Origin of the sequence: Dactylosporangium sp. CA-152071 (assembly GCF_050936335.1) — a bacterium.
GTDB lineage: Bacteria > Actinomycetota > Actinomycetes > Mycobacteriales > Micromonosporaceae > Dactylosporangium > Dactylosporangium maewongense.
The window spans coordinates 8,238,435-8,255,677 of the sequence record NZ_JBNJMZ010000001.1 but is presented as its reverse complement, the minus strand read 5'-3'; the positions used below and the strand labels follow the sequence as shown (position 1 = coordinate 8,255,677).

Below are 17,243 nucleotides of genomic sequence, written 5' to 3'. Positions count from 1 at the left end.
CGCCAGTCAAATGAGAGAAAGATTCACCCCGCCCCGAAGCAGACGAAGCTGCCGGTGCTCGCCCGCACCGAGGGGTCGGCCGCCGCCTGCGCCAGGGCCAGGGCGGTCGCCGGCGGGTGGCCCACGCCGAGATGGCCGTACAGGTCGCGCATCAGCAGCCGCGTCGCGCCGTCGTCGACGGGCCCGGTGCTCGCGACGACGGTGGCCGTGCCCATGTTGAGCAGCGCCGCGACCAGCCCCATCAGCTCGTCACCGGGGTGCACCTCGGCGAGGCCCGTGTCGCAGCCCGACAGCACCAGCAGCGCGGGCGGCCGGCGCAGCGCCGACAGGTCGTACACGGTGAGCGGGCCGTCGGCGAGGAGGAGGAACGAGAACAGCGGGTTGTCCACCCGGAACTCGCCGTGCGAGGCGATGTGCCCGATCGCCGCGCCGTCGAGGGCGGCGAGCGCCGGCGCCACCCGGGCCCGCTCCCCCGCCAGCACGGTCGGCGGCACGCGTTGGTCACGGGCGATCTGCGCGACCTCGGCGGCCGCCTGCGCCGCGGACGGCGCGCCGACGAGCACCGTGGGCCCGTCGGCGGGCGGCTGGGTCGCGACCCGCCACCAGATCGCCGCGGACGGCGCGACGGTGATCGACCGCCCTCGCAGCCTGGGCAGCATCGTCCACGGCATCGCGTGCAGCGCACCGGTCGGCACGAGCACGAGCGGGCCGTCGCCGATCAGGTCGGCGACAGGGTCGAGCAGCAGCCGGTCGAGCGCACCGGCGCCCCGGTCGACGCGTTCTGCGCTGGTACCGCCGTGCCCGAGGATCTCCGCGCTGAGCGCGATCCGCAGGTGCTCGAGCTCCGCGGCCACCGGCGCGATCGGCCCGACGACGCGCCGCGCGACCCGGTGCCCGCCGGCCGAGGGGAACACCACCAGCGCGTGCAGGACGCCGTCGATGGCGAGCAACTCGAACAGCACCCGCCCGTCCAGCGCGGCGGCCAGCGACGCGAACGGCACGTCCGTGCGCGCCGCGGGCCGCGAGCCGGGCACCCGCCAGGAGCGGCGCCGGATCTCCGCCTCCAGGGACCGCTGCCGCCGCAGCAGCCGCCCCGCGCGCTGCGGGCCGGCGGGCGCCGCGGCCAGCTCGCCGGTGATGCGGCGCAGCTCGGTGAGGGCCCGCGCGACGACCGGGTCGCTGGACGGGTGCGTCGGCGGCAGGGACAGCGCCGCCGACCGGCACCGCTGCGCCCAGGTGAGCGCCTCCCGCGGCCCGCCGTGGTCGAGGGCGAGCCGCAGCCTGAGCCCGGCGAGCGCGGCGGCCTCGACGCTGCCGCGCACGCGCAGCTCGGTGGCGCCGAGGCTGGCCCGGTACTCGTCGGCGATCCGCAGCCCGGCGGTCGCCGCCCGGGCCGCCTCGGCGGTCGCGCCGCGAGCGAGGTCCAGGCGGGCCCGGACGTGCGCCCACCGCACCCGCAGCGGCGCCGGGCCGAGCTTCGCCGCGGCCGCCGCCTCCTGCAGCAGGTCGGCGGCGGTGCCGTGCTCACCGAGGCCGACCGCGAGCTGCGCGGCGTCCAGCAGCGCCTCCCAGCCGGGATGGGGCCAGCCGGCGTCGACGAGGGCCCGCCCGGCGGTCCGCAGGTCCCGCAGCGTCCCGCGGTGCGCCCGGCCCGACGCGACGACCGCCGCCAGCTCCGCGACCCTGGCCCGGGCGATCCACACCGCGCGCTTCTGCCGCGCGAACACCTTCCGCGCCGCCGCGGCCGCCGCCCGCGACTCGTCCGTGCCGAAAGTGCCGGAAGCGCCGGAAGCGCCGGGCGTGCCGGAAGCGCCGGAAACAGGACCGGAGCCGCCGCTCGTGAGCAGCGCCAGCCGCGCCATCATCAGGTGCGCCTGGCCGAGCACCGAGTCGAGGTGTCCGTCGGTACAGGCGGCGATCGCCGCACGGATCGCCGTGCCGGCCTCGGGCAGCAGCCGCACCGACAGCAGCAGCTCCGCGCGGTCCAGGAGGCTGACGGCGTCGACGCCGGTCTTCCACAGCCGGTCGTGCGCCCGGTCGTAGCGGGCCAGGGCCGTCGGCACGTCGCCGGCCTGCGCCGCGACGAAGCCGAGGTTGTGCTCCACCTGCGCCGCGGCGGTCGACATCCCGAGCCGGTTGTACAGCGCCTGCGCCGCCCGCAGGTCGGCCTCGGCGAGGCGGAGGTTGCCGCGGAAGCCGTGCAGCACCCCGCGGTTGGTCAGCGTGCGGGCCTCCCACACCGCGTCACCGGAGCGCCGGAACGCCCGCAGCGCATCCCGGTACAGCTCCATCGCCTCCCGCTCGAAGCCGAGCCGGCGCAGGATCAGGGCGCGCTGCATCGAGGCCCGGGCGCGGCGCTGCCCCTGCAGGTCGGCCATCGCCCGGTCGATCTCGCGCAGCGCCGCGGTGGGCCGGCCGAGATCGTCGAGGATGAGCGCGTGACTCATCCGGGACTCCGCCTCGTACTGCGTCAGCCGGTGACGCCGCGCGACCGCGATCGACGCGCGCAGATGCCGGTCCGCGCCCGCCGCGTCGTGCCGGGCCCGGGCGGCGAGGCCGAGCGTCCGCAGCGCCACCGCCTGCGCCGCGCGGTCACCGGCGCGCTGGGCGTCGCGCAACGCCGCGTCCGCGAGCATTTTGGCCTTGACGGGATCGGCCATCACAATCGGCAACAGCCGCTGCGCCAGCTCATCGGCGGTGGTGGACACCTCCGATGTGTATCACGGCGCCGCGCCGCCGTCTCTTGTCACCGGTCCGTCTCTAGCTGAGCACTGAGGAGCAAGCATGTCCGTTGCACGAGATCGTCTCGAACGGTGGCTGGCGACCCGCGACGCGCGCCTGTCCGGACTGCCGTGGCTGCGCACCGAGTCGCACGCCGGCCGGACCGTCCGGTTCGTCGCCGACGAGATCCTGGTCCAGGACGCGAGCACCGCGATCGCCCACCGCACCCTGGTCGGGCTCGGCCACCGCACCAGCGAGATCGCCGAGGACGAGCCGGCGTCCGGCCTGCGCCGCCTGCGCACGTCCGGCCTCGACGTCTCCGACGCCGTCCGCCGCCTGCGCGGCCAGCTGCCGCAGGGCTCCGTCGTCGGGGCCAACCACGTCTTCATGTCGACGCCGCACGAGCACGGCGGCCCGTTCGGCCCGCCGGTCGCGGTGGACGCCCCTTCGGCGAAGCTGATCTCGTCGGATCACGCGTCGCCGGTACGGGTCACCGTCATGGACACCGGCATCTGGCTGAACAGCCCGCTCCCGGAGGGCTGCTACACCGCGACGCCGGAGAACCACGAGACGGTCACCGACGGCGACGGAGACGGCATGCTCGACTCCGACGTCGGCCACGCCAACTTCATCGCCGGCGTCGTCGCGCAGGGCACAACCGGCGCGCAGGTCCGCATCGTGAAGGTCCTCGACAGCTTCGGCGTGTGCACCGAGGCCGACCTCGCCGCCGCGATCACCGCCCTCACCGACACCGACGTGCTCAACCTGTCCCTCGGCGGCTACTCGATCGGCGACCTGCCGCCCGCGGCGCTGTCCGCGGCCCTGCGGACGTTCCTCGCCGGCGGCGACCGGGTCGTGGTCGCGGCCGCCGGCAACAACGGCGTCGCCGACCGGCCGTTCTGGCCGGCCGCGTTCACCGCGAGCGGCGAGGCGTGGGCGGACCGGCTGCTCGCCGTCGCCGCGCACGACGGCACCGCGATCTGCGAGTGGAGCAACACCGGCCCGTGGGTGAGCGTCGCCGCACCCGGCGCCGACGTCGTCAGCACGTACATCAACCATGACCTGTTCAGCAGCGGCTGGGCGGCGTGGAGCGGCACGTCGTTCGCCACGCCGAAGGTCGTCGCCGCGGTCGTCGACCGGGTCGCGACCGCCGGCTCGGTCACCGCCGCGGCCGCCGCCGTCCGCGCCGAGGCGCAGGGCAGCGTGGTGGGCGGCTACCCGGCGCTGCACTGAACCACCGGCGCGACGCGGCACCGCACTTGAACCACCGGCGCGACGCGGCGCTGTACTGAACCACCGGCGCGACGCGCCACCACGCCTGAACCACCGGCGCGACGGCGGCGCCGCGCTTGAACCAACGACGCGGCGCCGGCGCCGCGCTTGGACCACGGGCGCGGCGCTGAAACACCGGCACGGTGCTGCGACACCGGGGCGGAGCTGCGCCGACGCACCGGCGGGAATGGGGCCGCGACACCGGCCGGCGCGGCGTTGACACGCCGTGGTGCACTGTTGCCCGTGATCGAAGCGGAGGAGCCCGACCGTCCCGCGTGGCTGACCCCGGAGCGGGACGAGGAGCCGGCCGGCCCGGGCTCCCGGCTGACGCTGCTGCTCATCGCCGGCGGCGCGGCGATCCTCGTCCTCGTCGCCGGCCTGGCCGCGTTCGCCCTGCTCGGCTCGTCCTCCGAGCCGAACCGGCCGCGCCCCAGGTCGGCGGCGGCCGAGCCCGTGGTGGCGGTCGCCGCCTCGACGGCACCGGCCGGGGCCACGAGCCCGCCGGCCGCGGAGCAGAGCGCCACGCCCAAGACGTCGCCGGCCAAGCCGCACGTCACCGCGGCGCGGATCAGCCTCGAGCCGGCGAACGTCACCGGCCCCTGCCCCCGCTCGACGAAGTACGTCAGGGTCAAGGTCACCGTCACGATCACGGTCTCCAGCCCCGACGTCCGGCTGCGGTACACCGTCGACGGCGGCAACGAGCACGGCGCCACGCTGCGGTCGAAGACCTTCACCGACAGCTGGGAGGCGGAGGTCCGGCGGGCGGCCGGCACCTCCACCACCACGCTGCAGGTGATCGCGCCCAGCACCGCCTCCGACACGGCGACCTTCACGTACACCTGCAACTGAGAGTTCAGATAGAACACCAGTTCGAACATGAATGTTCGTGAATACCGCACGATTGGTTACGCTCGATGGACCAAGAGTGACGGGACTGACGAATGCCATGATCACCGAAGGCACGCTGCTGGTGCACTGCTCGGCCAACCAGGCGCTGCGCTGCGCGCCGATCGCCGAGCGCCCCGGCGCGGGTCTCGTCATCTCACCGTTTCAGCGGGACGAGGCGGGCCTGCTCGCCACCGCCGCGTACCTGCTGCGCCAACGCCACTTCGAGGCGCCGCTGCTGCTCGACGCGGCCCGCTACGCCGGACCGGCCCGGCTGCCGGCGAGCGCGCCGTTCAACCCGCGCTGGCTGCGCCGCCAGCGGGAGCTGGGCGTGCCCGTGCTCACCGACTCCGGGTACGTCGACAGCGGCGACGAGCCGGGCCTCGCCGGCATCCTGCACCGCGCCGCGGTCCTGCCCGACACGATCGCCGTCCTGCCGCTGCACCCGATCTGGCTCCAGGACCGCCTGCACCGCACCGTCCTGACCGGTCACATCCGCGCCGCGGGCGGCCCCGTCGCGCTGGTGCTGGAGGCGAGCCGCGACCCCTTCGCCCTGCCCGGCGTGGTGGAAGGGCTCCTCGCGGTCCTCGGCTGCGGGGTGCCGACGCTGCTGCTGCGCTGCGATGTCTCTGCGCTCGGCGCGCTGTGCCACGGCGCCGCGGCCGCCGCGGTCGGCACCGTGGCGGGCCTGCGTCACCTGACGCCCCGGCCCGCGCCCCAGTCCGGTCCGGTGGCGCGTGGCTTCCGGCCGCCGGCACCGTCCGCGGTGTTCGCCCCGGCGCTGTCGTACCGCCGCATCAACGCCATCGCGAGGGCGCACCGCCGCCATCCCGACCCCGGCCTCTTCGGGTGCGCGTGCACCGTCTGCGACGGCCGCGACGTCGACTGGATGGCCGGGCTGGACGACCGCGAGCGGGAGGTGCCCGCGTTCGAGCACTCGATCCGCGTCCTGCAGGACCTCCGCGACGAGCTGCTGCGCTCGGCCGACACCGCCCCGGCGAGCTGGACGGCGCACTGCACGGACGCCGTCTACCGCTCCCGCGAGCTCGGCTGGGACCCCGCCCCGATGCTCCGCCACTGGCAGCGCCACCAGTCCCCCGGCGCCACCGTCACCCGCCTGACCGCATGACCCGCCGGACCGCTTCCAAGCCCGCGCCGTCGCCCTTCACGCCGCCGGACGCGATCCGCCCGGCCGTGCGCCGTCAGACACCCACTGCCGACCGACCCGCGCGACGCCGCACGCCGCCCGTTCCACGCAGCGACGCCGCACGCCGCCCGTTCCACGCAGCGACGCCACACGCCGCCCACGCCACCAAAGCAACGCCACGCGGCGCCGCACGCCAAAGCGCCGAGCGACGCCGCACGCCGGAAGCGGCGTCACAGCCAGCCGTTGGACTGGGCGACGCCGACGGCCTCGATGCGGTTGCGGGTGCCGGTCTTCGTGATCGCCGCCGACAGGTAGTTGCGGACCGTGCTCTCCGACAGGCGCAGCCGCCCGGCGATGTCGGCGACCGTCGCGCCGCCCGCGGACTCGCGCAGCACGTCGCGCTCCCGGTCGGTGAGCGGGTCGGGCCCGGCCGCCAGGGCCGCCGCGGCGAGCGCCGGGTCCACGACCCTGCCGCCCGCGTGGACCCGCCGGACGGCGGCGGCGAGCTCCTCGACCGGACCGTCCTTCACCAGGAAGCCGCTCGCGCCGGCCTCCATCGCCCTGCGCAGATACCCGGGCCGCCCGAACGTCGTCAGGATCAGCACCCGGCACCCCGGCACCCGGTCGCGCAGCCGCGCGGCCGCGGTGATCCCGTCGCCGCCGGGCATCTCGATGTCCAGCAGCGCCACGTCGGGCCGGACCCGCTCCGCGACCGGGACGATCTCGTCGCCGGTCGCGACCTGCGCCACCACTTCGATGTCGGGCTCCAGGTCCAGCAGCAGCGCCAGCGCGCCCCGCATCATGCCCTGGTCCTCGGCGAGCAGCACCCTGATCACAGCGGCAGTCTCGCAACGAGCGTGAACCCGCCACCGTCCCGGGTCCCCGCCTCCAGGGTGCCGCCGGCCGCGGCGAGCCGCTCGGTGAGCCCCCGCAGCCCGTTCCCCGATGCCGCTGCCCCTGGCGCCACCGCGGTGGCCGCCCCGCCGTCGTCCGCGACCCGCAGCGCCGCCGTACCGTCCACGGTGGAGATCTCGATGTCGCAGCGCTGCGCGCCGCTGTGCCGGACCACGTTCGTCGTCGCCTCCCGCAGCGCCCACGCGAGGAGCCGGTCGGCGTCGTCCGGCAGCGGGTCCGCCGTCCGCTGCACCGTCGCGGCGATCCCGGCGCTGGACAGCACCCCCTTCGCGCGGGTCAGCTCGGCGGTCAGGCCGCTCTCCCGATACCCGGTGACCGCCTCCCGGATCTCGACGAGCGCGCGACGGCCGATGTCCTCGATGTCCGCGGCCTGCGCCGCCGCCGCGGCCGGGTCCCGCTCGGCGATACGCCGCACCACCTCGGCCTTGACGACGATCACCGACAGCGTGTGGCCGAGCAGGTCGTGCAGGTCGCGGGAGAACCGCAGCCGCTCCTCCGCGACCGCGGCGACCGTCAGCGCCTCCTGGGCCCCTTGCAGCTCGCGGATCAGCCGGCCCATCTGGCGGACCGCGCCCACCAGCCCCGACGCGAGGACGGTGCCGACGATGACGCTGAGCAGCGCCGCGGTCTCCGCGTGCTGCAGCCAGCCCAGGACCGCCTCGACCGCCACCGCGGCCAGCATCACGGCCAGCCCGACCGTCATCCGGGGGCGGCCGCCATACACCGCCATGCCGCACGCCGACACGAACAGCAGCACGATCAGCCACCGCTCGCCATACGCGGCGGCCAGCGCCACGCCGAGCGCCGCGACGGTCCCGAACCCGATGTCGGCCACCCGGCGCAGGTCGTCGCGGTGGTCGAAGCCCAACGTGGTGACGGTGACGTACAGGGCCGTGAACAGCGCCAGGCCGACCCCGGCGACCACGCCACCGTGCTGCGAGGTAATCGTGTCGATCGGGCCCAGCAGCGGAAACGTCCACACGCCGACCCAGAGCAGGCCGCCGACCGACGGCCTCCACCGCTTCCTGGGCATGCGCTCCACCCTAGCCTCCAGGCCATCAGGCTGGGCCTACAGGCCCGCGGTGCTGCGGACCGAACGGCGGAAGCCGGCGACAGCCAGGGCCGTGAACGCGACCAGCCACGCGGCCAGGGTCAGCACGTCGGCGCCGGTCGGCGCGCCGCCGAAGGCGACCTGCCAGGACATGTCGGCATACGCGTGGGTCGGCAGCCACCGCCCGACCGCCGCCACCCAGCCCGGCATCGCGTCCAGCGGCAGCCACAGCCCGCCGACGATCGACATCCCCAGGTACACCAGCAGGTTCAGCGGCTGCACGGTCTGCGCCGTCGCGAGATACCCCATACCGAGCCCCAGCAGGGCGAACGGCAGCGACCCGAACCACAGCAGCGGCACGATCGCCAGCCACTGGCCCACATCGAGCCGGACGCCGTTGACGGCCACGGCGGCGGCGCACAGCGCGACGACCGGGACGATCGCCGTCGCCATCGCCGTGAGTCCCTTGCCGACGACGACGCGCACCGGCGACAGCGGCGTGAGCCGCAGCTGCCGCATCCAGCCGATCGACCGGTCGACCACGACGCCCGAGGCGTAGTTGAGCAGGGCGCCGATCGCCCCGTAGCCGGCCATGCTCACCATCGTGTAGGTCGCGGCGACGTCCTTGTCCTGCCCGGTCAGCCCGTGCAGGTTGGTGAACAGCAGATAGCTCAGCAGGGGCATCAGCACCGCGAAGATCAGCAGTCCCGGCATCCTGCCGAGCCGCCGCAGCTCCAGTCGTACATAGGCGAACATCGCGATCACACTCCGCTGAGATTGCCGGTGAGGGTCAGGAACGCGTCCTCCAGGCCGGCGCCGACGACCTCGAGGTCCCGCAGCAGGCCCGCGGCGGCGAGGGCGAGGACGGTCGCGTCGGAGTCGGTCGTGGTGAGCACGACCCGCCCGTCCCGCCGAGCGACGGCGACGACGCCCGGCAGCCGCTCGAACCCGCCGTCGTGCCCGCTCTCCTGGTCGGCCACGCTGACGGTGCGGACCGTGACCATCCGCTTCACGCTCGTGGCGGTGCCGTCGGCGATCACGCGGCCACGGTCCAGCACCACGATCCGGTCGGCGTTGTCGTCGGCCTCCTCCAGGTAGTGCGTGGAGAACAGGACGGTGCGGCCCTGGGCGGCGTAGCCGCGGATCGCGGCCCAGAACGCGCGCCGCGACTGCACGTCGAGCGCCGCCGTCGGCTCGTCGAGGATCAGCAGGTCCGGCCGGCCGATGACCGCCATCGCGAAGCGCAGCCGCTGCTGCTGACCGCCGGAGAGCCGCTCCACGGTCCGCCCGGCGAGCCCGTCCAGGTCGGCGAGGGCGATCGCCTCGGCGACGGGCATCGGCCGCGGGTACACCGCGTGCAGGAACTCCAGGAGGTCCCGCACGCTCGACCGGGGCGGGACGCCGCCGGCCTGCGGCATCGCCCCGACCCTGCCGTCGGCGACCGCGCGGGCGACCGGCCCGCCGAACAGCTTGGCGGTGCCGGTCCGCGGCGGCAGCATGCCGAGCAGCAGGAGCAGCGTCGTGGACTTGCCGGCGCCGTTGGGCCCCAGCATCGCGACGACCTCACCGGCCTCGATCCGCAGCGACACGTCCCGCACCGCGAGGCCGCCGCCGCGGTACGCGTACGACACCCGATCCAGCTCGACTGTGCTCATGCCATGACGCTATGACCGGCCCGTTCCGGGCGGCAGAGACGGCGGTACCCGATCGGCGGTGACAAAAGTACTGGTGTGGATCTTGCGCCGGTACGATCGGTGCCATGCCCCCGACCCCGCAGCCCGGCATCTTCGCCGCCGCCATGGCCGAGCACGCATACCTGGAGTTCGACCTGCGCCCCGGCACCGACCCGCGGGCGCTGCTGGCGGCGCTGACCGCGGTCGGCGAGCCGATGCCCGCGACCGGCGCCGTCAACGTCGTCATCGGCATCCGCCCCAGCCTGTGGGGCGCCGCGCCCGACGCCAGGGACTTCGACGCGCCGGTGGCCGGTCCGGACGGCTTCACGATGCCGGCGACGCAGCACGACGCGTGGCTGTGGCTGGCGGGCGCCGACCGCACCGCCCTGTTCGACTACACGCGGGCCGCCCTGGCCGTGCTCGCCCCCGTCGCCGACCGCGCCTCGGACGTCGCCGGGTGGGTTTACCACCACGACCGCGACCTCACCGGCTTCATCGACGGCACCGAGAACCCGCCGCGCAGCCTCGCCCCATCCGTGGCCACCGCCGACGGGTGCGCCGTCGCCCTGGTCCAGCAGTGGCACCACGACACCGCGGCGTTCGACGCGCTGCCCGTCGCCGATCAGGAGCTCGTCATCGGCCGCACCAAGCCCGACAGCGTCGAGCTCGACGAGGACCGCCAGCCCCCGACCTCCCACGTCTCGCGCACCGTGATCACCTCGGCGGACGGCGAGGAGCTGAAGATCTACCGCCGCAACACCGCCTGGGGCACCGTCAGCGAGCACGGCACGATGTTCGTCGGCTTCTGCGCCACCCAGCACCCGCTCGCCGAGATGCTGCGCCGCATGGCCGGCACCGACGACGGCGTCCGCGACGCCCTCACCCGCTACACGACCCCGCTGACCGGCGCGTACTACGTCATCCCCCCGGTCGAGGCGCTCGGCTGACCGTCCCGGGGCCGATCATGGAAGGTGGCGTCATCCTTCGTCACCGGTCAGCCTGTCCCGGAAGAACTTCCCCAGAGTTCTGGTGTCCCCCCGGCCGCCGATGCTAGCCGCGAACACGCACAGAGCCGTCTTTCCGAGAATCGAACGACGGCGCACTGCGTCCGCGATGGCCTTGTTGCCGGGCTGGACCAGCAGCCGGAGGCCCGTGCCCTCCGCGGCGGCCGTCAGCATGTAGGTCATGTCCTCGACGGTGACGTCCGGCCGGAGCTCGGCCTTGTAGTGATCGAGGATGCCCTGGTAGACCAGGATCCACGTGCGGTCGATGTTCGCGTACATGCGGTCGAGGGCCTCCCGGATCACCGTTTCGCTGGGGGCCATCGCCTGCATGACCAGCTGCACGCGAAACAGTGCGTCCTCGAAGAGCTTGAGGTCTTCGCACGCGATCCGCTCCAGCACCGCGTCGATTGCATCCGTGTCGGCGGTCATCTGTTCCAGCGCGTGCTTCGCGACCTCGTCGCCCGCGAACCAGGTCGGCATCGTCAGTGCGTACATGGCCAGGTCAGCACGGTACTGCTCAAGTTGCGGCCACGTCTTCCTGAACGCGTTCACGGCCGATCGCCGCTGCGGCGAGTCGGCCGGCGAGATGCGCCCGAACAGCCGATCCGCCTCGTCGGCAGGTGCGGGCACCGGTGCGGGGTTGAAGGCCGGGCGCCTTGCCGCTTCGGTACACACAGCATCAGCCGAAGGGAATCTGAACGGTGCCTCCATGTTGGACTCGACGCCGCCGAGCAGCAGGTCGAGTCCGGCGTCGAGCAACTCCTTGACCTTCGGATTGGCCAGCCGCTTGCCAATCGCGCGCCGTGTTTGTTCGGTCACGAACGGGCTGATGTCCATCGGTTCGGGCGAGAGTCCTTCTGCCCGGCCGCTGTCGTGCCTGTCGTGCATGATGCCGTCTCTCCTCGGGAGTGGGATCAGGGCGATGCATCGCCGGGGCGATCGAACTCGGTTGAACGTGCCGCCGCGAAGGCGTCCATGCCTTCGAGGTGACGGACTACGGCGTTCAGGGCGACGACCGTTTCCCGGTCGAGGTGGGGGTCTTCCTCCACCGGCCAGGCGCTGCACTTGGCAATGACGATGTCCGCATCCGGGTCGACGTACAGGTACTGCCCATAGATGCCGAGGGCGGCGAACGTGTGGCGACCGCCGCCTGTGACCGTCCACCAGTGATTCGCGTAGCCGTAGTGGTCCGGCTGCTGCCGGCCCAGCGCGCCCGCCATGAGGTGTGGTTTGACATCTCGCCAGCTGCGCTCGACCCAAGCCCGCGACACGATCCGCTGCCCTCCGATCGCACCTCCATGAGACATCAGCTGGCCGATGCGCGCGAGGTCCCGGACAGTGGCGTTGAAGGATCCGCCGCCGATCGCGCTTCGGCCGCTCTCCCTGCTGAGCCAGTAGTAGGCATCGTGGTCAGCACCTATCCTGCTCCACAGCCACCGGGATGCGAACTCTGCCAGGCTGGTGCCGCTGGCGGCCTCCAGGACCCATCCCAGCACCTGGGTGTCTATCGTCGAGTAGTTGAACGCCGCACCGGGCCGGGCGAACCTGGCGACCGACCGGACCACCGCCTCCAGGGAACCGCCCGTGAAGATCGCGTCGGTGAACCGGGCGATGTCGCTCTCGGGATCGGTCCACGACTCCACCGTCCCCGCCCCGCTCGTCATGTCGAGCAGGTGCTCGACCGACACACCGTCGTAGGCGGTCCCGGCGAGATTCGGAAGGTATTGGGTGACCATGTCGGAGACGTCGATGATCATGCGGTTGTCGAGAGCGATCCCGACCAGGATGGATGTGATCGACTTGGTGAGAGAGAACAGCTGGAAGCGCACGCCGGGTCCGGCGAACAGTCCTGGATACGACTCGTGCACCAGGTTCCCCTTGTGGAGCACGACGAATCCGGTGGAGTAGGTCCGGCGGTGCAGATGACCCAGGTCATACGTGCGGCCGTCGAGCTGGTACTCCACCTCGAGCGGCATCGTGAGTCGCCCGGACCGGGTGTAGGAAACCCCCCGCCCCACGGTCGTCGACGGGAACAACCGATTCATGTGGGTAAACGTCCACTCGCTGGTCGGCCGCTGCATCATGACGCTGGCCTGACGGCGCCACAGGCGCATCAATCCGGCGAAGAATGCCGCGGATGCTCCAGCTAGTGCGGGCACGCGCGACATGGCGGGTCGGATCAGGCTCATCTGGGCCCCCTTGCAGGACGACTGGGACTTCCTCCTGCATGGTGGGCGGCGCAGGGAGGCGCCGGGGGCCCCGAAAAGGGTCCCCTGGGCGACCGCCCCGGACGGCGGGCACCCATCGGGGGGACTCGTTCCGGCAGCTGGAAAGGCGTCTGGGAACGGCAATGATTCGCACGTCCTGCCGTACGACGCCGCCTTCTCGGATCGAACAGGCGTCACGCCTTACAGATGCGGAACCGCCATGCCTTCCTGGATCGTGCCTCTTGTCGTCGCTTCTTACCTCGCGCTCGTGTCGGTCACCAGTCTGGCCGCGGGGTTCAGTGCCAGCCCCGGTCAGTGTGGGGCGACGCTGAGGGTGCTGCGAGTGCTGCTCCCAGCCGGCCTGCTCGACTCGCTCGCGCAGGTCGCTCTGTCCGGCAAGGCCAACACCGCTGCGCCCACCTGGGTCCTGCCCCTCGCAGTCCTGACCTACCTGGGGCTTGTCCTGCTGAGCGGAGCGAGCGCGGGCTTCAGCTCCGACGCCGACCGGCGCGAGGCGAACTTCAGGGTGCTACGGACGCTCGTCCCATGGACCGTCTTCAACATCACGGGCCAGCTGCTGGCGCCGCTCCTGGTGCACAGCCTCCTCTGAGCACGGTCCGGGCGCACCGGCTCGCTGGTCTGCCCGGGCCACGTCAGTGGGCTCTGGGGACGAGGTGCTCCAGGCCGATGGGAAGGTCGCGGACCCGGATGCCGGTGGCGTGGTGGACGGCGTTGGCCACGGCGGCGGCGGTGCCGACGATGCCCAGCTCACCGATGCCCTTCACGCCCATGGGGTTGAGGTGGGGGTCCTCCTCGTCGAGGAAGACGACCTCGATCCGCGGGACGTCGGCGTTGACGGCCACGTGGTAGGCGGCCAGGTCGCCGGTGACGAAGTCGCCGGTGCGGGGGTCCACGACGGAGCGCTCCAGCAGGGCGCCGGACAGGCCCATGGTCATGCCGCCGATGAGCTGGGAGCGGGCGGTGGTGGGGTTGACGATGCGGCCGGCGGCGAAGACGCCCAGCAGGCGGTCGACGCGGACCTCGCCGGTGACGGTGGAGACGCGGACCTGGCAGAACTGGGCGCCGTACGCGTCGCGGGCGAAGTCCGGCCGGTCGCGGACGTCGGGGGTGGTGTCGGCGCGGACGGCGACGCCGCCGTCGGGGACCGTGCCGCCGTGGTCGCGGTCGATGCGCTCGCGCAGCAGGCCGCACGCCTTGGTGACGGCCCAGCCCCAGGAGGCGGTGCCCATCGAGCCGCCCGCGACGGTGGCGGGGCCGATCGCCGAGTCGCCGACGGTGATCGCGACGTGTTCGAGGGGCACGGCGAGGGCGTCGGCGGCGATCTGGCGCAGGACGGTGCGGGCGCCGGTGCCGATGTCGGCGGCGTTGACCTCCACGTCGAAGCGGTGGTCGGCGGTCGCCCGGGCGAGGGCCGTCGAGGGCCACGTGATCGCCGGGAAGGTGGAGGCGGCGACGCCGGTGCCGATCAGCCACTCGCCGTCGCGGCGGACGGCGGGGCGCGGGTCGCGGGCGGCCCAGCCGAAGCGCTCCGCCCCCGCCTCCAGGCACTCGACGAGATGCCGGCTGGAGAACGGGATCCGCTCCTCGGGGTGCTCCGGCGGCTCGTTGTCGATCCGGAACCGCACCGGGTCCCAGTTCCCGGCGAACGCCAGCTCGTCGATCGCGGACTCCAGGGCGAACGACCCCGGGCACTCGCCGGGTGCCCGCATCCATCCCGGGGTCGGCACGTCGAGGGCCACCACCCGGTGCGTCGTGAGCCGGTTCGGCGCGGCGTACATGTGCCGCGACAGCACCGCGCTCTGCTCGACGAACTCGGCCAGCTGCGACGTCTGGCTGACCGCGTCGTGTCCGATGGCGAGCAGCTCGCCCTGCGCCGACGCGCCGAGGCGGATCCGCTGGATCGTCGGCGTGCGGTAGCCGCCGAGCGCGAAGACCTGCTGCCGGGTCAGCGACAGCTTCACCGGCCGGCCCACGAACCGCGCCGCCATCGCCGCGAGGATCGTGTTGGCCGCGGTCGCCGCCTTGCCGCCGAAGCCGCCGCCGACGTGCTCGTTGACGACGCGCACCGCGGACGGCGGCAGCTCGAACAGGCCGGCGAGCACGTCGTGGACCGACGTGGAGGCCTGGGTCGCGTCGAACACGACGAGGCAGCCGCGCTCCCAGAACGCGGTCGTCGCGTGCGGCTCCATCGCGCAGTGGTGCTCCGCCGGCGTGCGGTAGGTCGCGTCGACCCGCACCGCCGAGGCGGCGAGCCCGGCGTCGACGTCGCCGATCGCGGACCGGGCCGGGTAGCCGGCGTTGACCTGCACCGGCTGGTACAGCGCGGGATGGTCGATCCGCAGCACCGTGTCGGCGATGGTCCCGCCCTCGCTGACCCGCACGAGATCGGCGCCGGCCCGGGCGGCCTCCGGCGACGTCGCGACGACGACGGCGACGACCTGCCCCCGGAACGAGATGCGCGGCGACTGCAGGAGCAGCAGCTCCGGATCGCCGATGGGCTCCAGGCGGGGCGCGTTGCCGTGCCACAGGACCGCCAGGACGCCGTCCTCCGCGAGCGCCCGCGACGTGTCGACGCCGGTGACGACCCCGCGGGCGACCGTCGACTGCACCACCCACGCGTAGGCGGCGCCGGGCACCGGATGGTCGATGGCGTACGGCGCGCGGCCGGTGACCTTGTCCCACGCCTCGACGCGCGGGCTCGCCACCCCGATCGCGGGTGGCGCCGTCCTTCTCACCGCGGTGGTCACCAGCTGGCCTCCGTCATCCCCCGCAGGACCCCGACCGTCAGGTTGCGGATCAGGGGCACCTTGTACGCGTTGTCCCGCAGCGGTCTCGCCGCGGCGAGCTCCTCGTCCGCGGCCCGTTCGAAGCTGTCGACGGTCGCGGTCGCGCCGCGCAGCATCCGCTCCGCCGCGTACGCCCGCCACGGCCGGTGCGCGACCGCCCCGTACGCCAGCCGGACGTCCCGCACGATCCCGTCGCGGACGTCCAGGGCGGCGGCGACCGACCCGGCGGCGAACGCGAACGACGAGCGGTCGCGGACCTTCCGGTACGTCGACAGCCGCGCGATCGGGCTGGCCGGCAGCACCACGGCGGTGATCAGCGCACCCGGCGGGAGGTTCGTGTCGCGTTCCGGCCGTTCGCCGGGCAGCCGGAAGAACTCGTGCACGCTCATCTGCGCGGGCCCGTCCGGCGTCAGCAGCTCGACCCGGGCGTCGACGAGGACCAGGGCGACCGCGAGGTCCGACGGGTTCGTCGCGACGCACTGCGGGGAGGCGCCGAGGATCGCGAGGTCGCGGTGCTCGCCGTCGCGGGCGTCGCAGCCGGACCCCGGCTGCCGCTTGTTGCACGCCTTGGTGACGTCGGTGAAGTACCGGCAGCGGGTGCGCTGCAACAGGTTCCCGCCGAGGGTGGCCCGGTTGCGCAGCTGCGCCGACGCGCCGGACAGCAGCGCCAGGGCGACCGCCGGGAACCTGGTCCGCACCATCGGGTCGGCGGCGAGGTCGCTGTTGGCGGTGAGCGCGCCGACGCGGATCCCGCCGTCGGGCAGCTCCTCGATGTCCCGCAGCGGCAGGCCGGTCACGTCGACGAGCAGGTCGGGCGTGGTGACGCCGAGCTTCATCAGGTCGACGATGTTGGTGCCGCCGGCGAGGAACGCGGCACCGGGGTGCGCCATCTCCGCGACGGCGGACCCGGCCTCGCCGGCCCGCTGGTAGGCGAACGGTCTCATCGCGCGGCCACCCCGATCGACGACTGGATCGCGGCGACGATGTTGGTGTACGCGCCGCAGCGGCAGAGGTTGCCCGACATCCGTTCCCGGATCTCGTGCTCGTCCAGCGTCACGCCCTCCTGTGCCGACCCCTCCCCAAGGGCCTCCTCGAGCATGCCGACGGCGGAGCAGATCTGGCCGGGCGTACAGAAGCCGCACTGCATCGCGTCGTGCGCCACGAACGCCTCCTGCATCGGGTGCAGCGCCGGGCGCTCGTCCGGCGGCGCCGCCGTGTGGGTCGCGGTGCGGCTGCTGAGCCCCTCGACCGTCGTCACCTCGGCGTCCTGGCAGGTGACGGCGAGGATCAGGCAGCTGTTCACCCGCCGGCCGTCGAGCAGGACCGTGCACGCGCCGCACTGGCCGTGGTCGCAGCCCTTCTTCGTGCCCGGCAGCTGCAGCTGCTCGCGGAGCACGTCGAGCAGGGTCGCCCGGTTGTCGGTCCGCAGCTGCTGCGGGTGACCGTTGACGCTGAGCATGACGTCGCTGGTGAACTGGCTCTCCACGGACGACCTCCTGCCCAGCCGGGCCCCACCCATGCACGCCCCACCCTTCGGGGTCCGCGAAGTCACCCGAACTGT

The 17,243-nt window shown here is 73.7% G+C and carries 15 protein-coding genes; 5 read left to right on the top strand and 10 right to left on the bottom strand.

Translation table 11 applies throughout. The features are described 5' to 3' along the window. Positions 1 to 23 precede the first annotated feature (23 nt). The gene (locus ACQEVZ_RS37295) at positions 24 to 2,708 is read right to left on the bottom strand and encodes a CHAT domain-containing protein (RefSeq protein WP_433375327.1); all 2,685 of its coding nucleotides are present in this window, start codon (positions 2,706 to 2,708) and stop codon (positions 24 to 26) included. 76 nt (positions 2,709 to 2,784) lie between these two features. Here ACQEVZ_RS37295 and ACQEVZ_RS37290 point away from each other — a divergent pair, with 76 nt between their 5' ends. The 3 genes from ACQEVZ_RS37290 to ACQEVZ_RS37280 all read left to right on the top strand — a co-directional run bounded on the left by ACQEVZ_RS37290 (position 2,785) and on the right by ACQEVZ_RS37280 (position 6,007). Beyond that, positions 2,785 to 3,954: a S8 family peptidase gene (locus tag ACQEVZ_RS37290; RefSeq protein ID WP_433375324.1), complete on the top strand. Its 1,170-nt coding sequence runs from the start codon at positions 2,785 to 2,787 to the stop codon at positions 3,952 to 3,954. Between the two features lie 282 nt (positions 3,955 to 4,236). Continuing rightward, a complete protein-coding gene (locus tag ACQEVZ_RS37285) occupies positions 4,237 to 4,842 on the top strand; it encodes a hypothetical protein (protein ID WP_433375321.1) in 606 nt (201 codons plus the stop codon). Positions 4,843 to 4,918: 76 nt separating this feature from the next. Then, positions 4,919 to 6,007 carry a hypothetical protein gene (locus tag ACQEVZ_RS37280; RefSeq protein WP_433375318.1) on the top strand — a complete coding sequence of 363 codons (1,089 nt, stop codon included), beginning with the start codon at positions 4,919 to 4,921 and terminating at the stop codon, positions 6,005 to 6,007. A gap of 248 nt (positions 6,008 to 6,255) precedes the next feature. Here ACQEVZ_RS37280 and ACQEVZ_RS37275 read toward each other — a convergent pair whose 3' ends face one another. From ACQEVZ_RS37275 to ACQEVZ_RS37260, 4 genes are read right to left on the bottom strand one after another with little or no spacing between them, the layout of a single operon-like run. Continuing rightward, positions 6,256 to 6,861: a response regulator transcription factor gene (locus ACQEVZ_RS37275; RefSeq protein WP_344503393.1), complete on the bottom strand. Its 606-nt coding sequence runs from the start codon at positions 6,859 to 6,861 to the stop codon at positions 6,256 to 6,258. Then, entirely contained in the window at positions 6,858 to 7,973 is a 1,116-nt protein-coding gene (locus ACQEVZ_RS37270; RefSeq protein ID WP_433375314.1) for a sensor histidine kinase, read from the bottom strand. The genes ACQEVZ_RS37275 and ACQEVZ_RS37270 overlap by 4 nt, the downstream gene beginning before the upstream one ends. A gap of 36 nt (positions 7,974 to 8,009) precedes the next feature. After that, positions 8,010 to 8,747 carry an ABC transporter permease gene (locus tag ACQEVZ_RS37265; RefSeq protein WP_433375311.1) on the bottom strand — a complete coding sequence of 246 codons (738 nt, stop codon included), beginning with the start codon at positions 8,745 to 8,747 and terminating at the stop codon, positions 8,010 to 8,012. Between the two features lie 5 nt (positions 8,748 to 8,752). Then, complete coding sequence (locus ACQEVZ_RS37260; protein ID WP_433375309.1) at positions 8,753 to 9,646, bottom strand: ABC transporter ATP-binding protein; 894 nt, start codon at positions 9,644 to 9,646, stop codon at positions 8,753 to 8,755. Positions 9,647 to 9,750: 104 nt separating this feature from the next. On the opposite strand from ACQEVZ_RS37260, the gene ACQEVZ_RS37255 reads away from it, so the two are divergent. After that, positions 9,751 to 10,611, top strand: coding sequence for a Dyp-type peroxidase (locus ACQEVZ_RS37255; RefSeq protein WP_433375306.1), 861 nt, complete (start codon positions 9,751 to 9,753; stop codon positions 10,609 to 10,611). A 30-nt stretch (positions 10,612 to 10,641) separates the two neighbouring features. On the opposite strand, the gene ACQEVZ_RS37250 is transcribed toward ACQEVZ_RS37255, so the two are convergent. Beyond that, a complete protein-coding gene (locus ACQEVZ_RS37250) occupies positions 10,642 to 11,556 on the bottom strand; it encodes a hypothetical protein (protein WP_433375303.1) in 915 nt (304 codons plus the stop codon). 26 nt (positions 11,557 to 11,582) lie between these two features. Continuing rightward, complete coding sequence (locus tag ACQEVZ_RS37245) at positions 11,583 to 12,857, bottom strand: serine hydrolase domain-containing protein (protein WP_433375301.1); 1,275 nt, start codon at positions 12,855 to 12,857, stop codon at positions 11,583 to 11,585. 361 nt (positions 12,858 to 13,218) lie between these two features. On the opposite strand from ACQEVZ_RS37245, the gene ACQEVZ_RS37240 reads away from it, so the two are divergent. Further along, positions 13,219 to 13,485 (top strand): hypothetical protein, encoded by a 267-nt coding sequence (locus ACQEVZ_RS37240; RefSeq protein WP_433375298.1) that lies wholly within the window; start codon positions 13,219 to 13,221, stop codon positions 13,483 to 13,485. 43 nt (positions 13,486 to 13,528) lie between these two features. Here the strand turns inward: ACQEVZ_RS37240 and ACQEVZ_RS37235 are convergent, their stop codons facing one another. Genes ACQEVZ_RS37235 through ACQEVZ_RS37225 form a run of 3 tightly spaced genes read right to left on the bottom strand, consistent with a single transcriptional unit; the run spans position 13,529 to position 17,141 of the window. Further along, positions 13,529 to 15,643 carry a xanthine dehydrogenase family protein molybdopterin-binding subunit gene (locus ACQEVZ_RS37235; RefSeq protein WP_433375295.1) on the bottom strand — a complete coding sequence of 705 codons (2,115 nt, stop codon included), beginning with the start codon at positions 15,641 to 15,643 and terminating at the stop codon, positions 13,529 to 13,531. Then, a complete protein-coding gene (locus tag ACQEVZ_RS37230; RefSeq protein ID WP_433375293.1) occupies positions 15,640 to 16,626 on the bottom strand; it encodes an FAD binding domain-containing protein in 987 nt (328 codons plus the stop codon). Before ACQEVZ_RS37230 ends, ACQEVZ_RS37235 begins: the two co-directional genes overlap by 4 nt. Next, positions 16,623 to 17,141, bottom strand: coding sequence for a (2Fe-2S)-binding protein (locus ACQEVZ_RS37225; RefSeq protein ID WP_344503645.1), 519 nt, complete (start codon positions 17,139 to 17,141; stop codon positions 16,623 to 16,625). The genes ACQEVZ_RS37230 and ACQEVZ_RS37225 overlap by 4 nt, the downstream gene beginning before the upstream one ends. Between the last annotated feature and the right edge of the window lie 102 nt (positions 17,142 to 17,243).

Excerpts from the sequence above, each read along its gene's own strand:
- ACQEVZ_RS37255 (WP_433375306.1), top strand. The coding sequence starts at position 9,751 with ATGCCCCCGACCCCGCAGCCCGGCATCTTCGCCGCCGCCATGGCCGAG.
- ACQEVZ_RS37245 (WP_433375301.1), bottom strand. The coding sequence starts at position 12,857 with ATGAGCCTGATCCGACCCGCCATGTCGCGCGTGCCCGCACTAGCTGGA.
- ACQEVZ_RS37225 (WP_344503645.1), bottom strand. The coding sequence starts at position 17,141 with ATGCTCAGCGTCAACGGTCACCCGCAGCAGCTGCGGACCGACAACCGG.
- ACQEVZ_RS37260 (WP_433375309.1), bottom strand. The coding sequence starts at position 9,646 with ATGAGCACAGTCGAGCTGGATCGGGTGTCGTACGCGTACCGCGGCGGC.
- ACQEVZ_RS37250 (WP_433375303.1), bottom strand. The coding sequence starts at position 11,556 with ATGCACGACAGGCACGACAGCGGCCGGGCAGAAGGACTCTCGCCCGAA.
- ACQEVZ_RS37270 (WP_433375314.1), bottom strand. The coding sequence starts at position 7,973 with ATGCCCAGGAAGCGGTGGAGGCCGTCGGTCGGCGGCCTGCTCTGGGTC.
- ACQEVZ_RS37230 (WP_433375293.1), bottom strand. The coding sequence starts at position 16,626 with ATGAGACCGTTCGCCTACCAGCGGGCCGGCGAGGCCGGGTCCGCCGTC.
- ACQEVZ_RS37265 (WP_433375311.1), bottom strand. The coding sequence starts at position 8,747 with ATGTTCGCCTATGTACGACTGGAGCTGCGGCGGCTCGGCAGGATGCCG.
- ACQEVZ_RS37290 (WP_433375324.1), top strand. The coding sequence starts at position 2,785 with ATGTCCGTTGCACGAGATCGTCTCGAACGGTGGCTGGCGACCCGCGAC.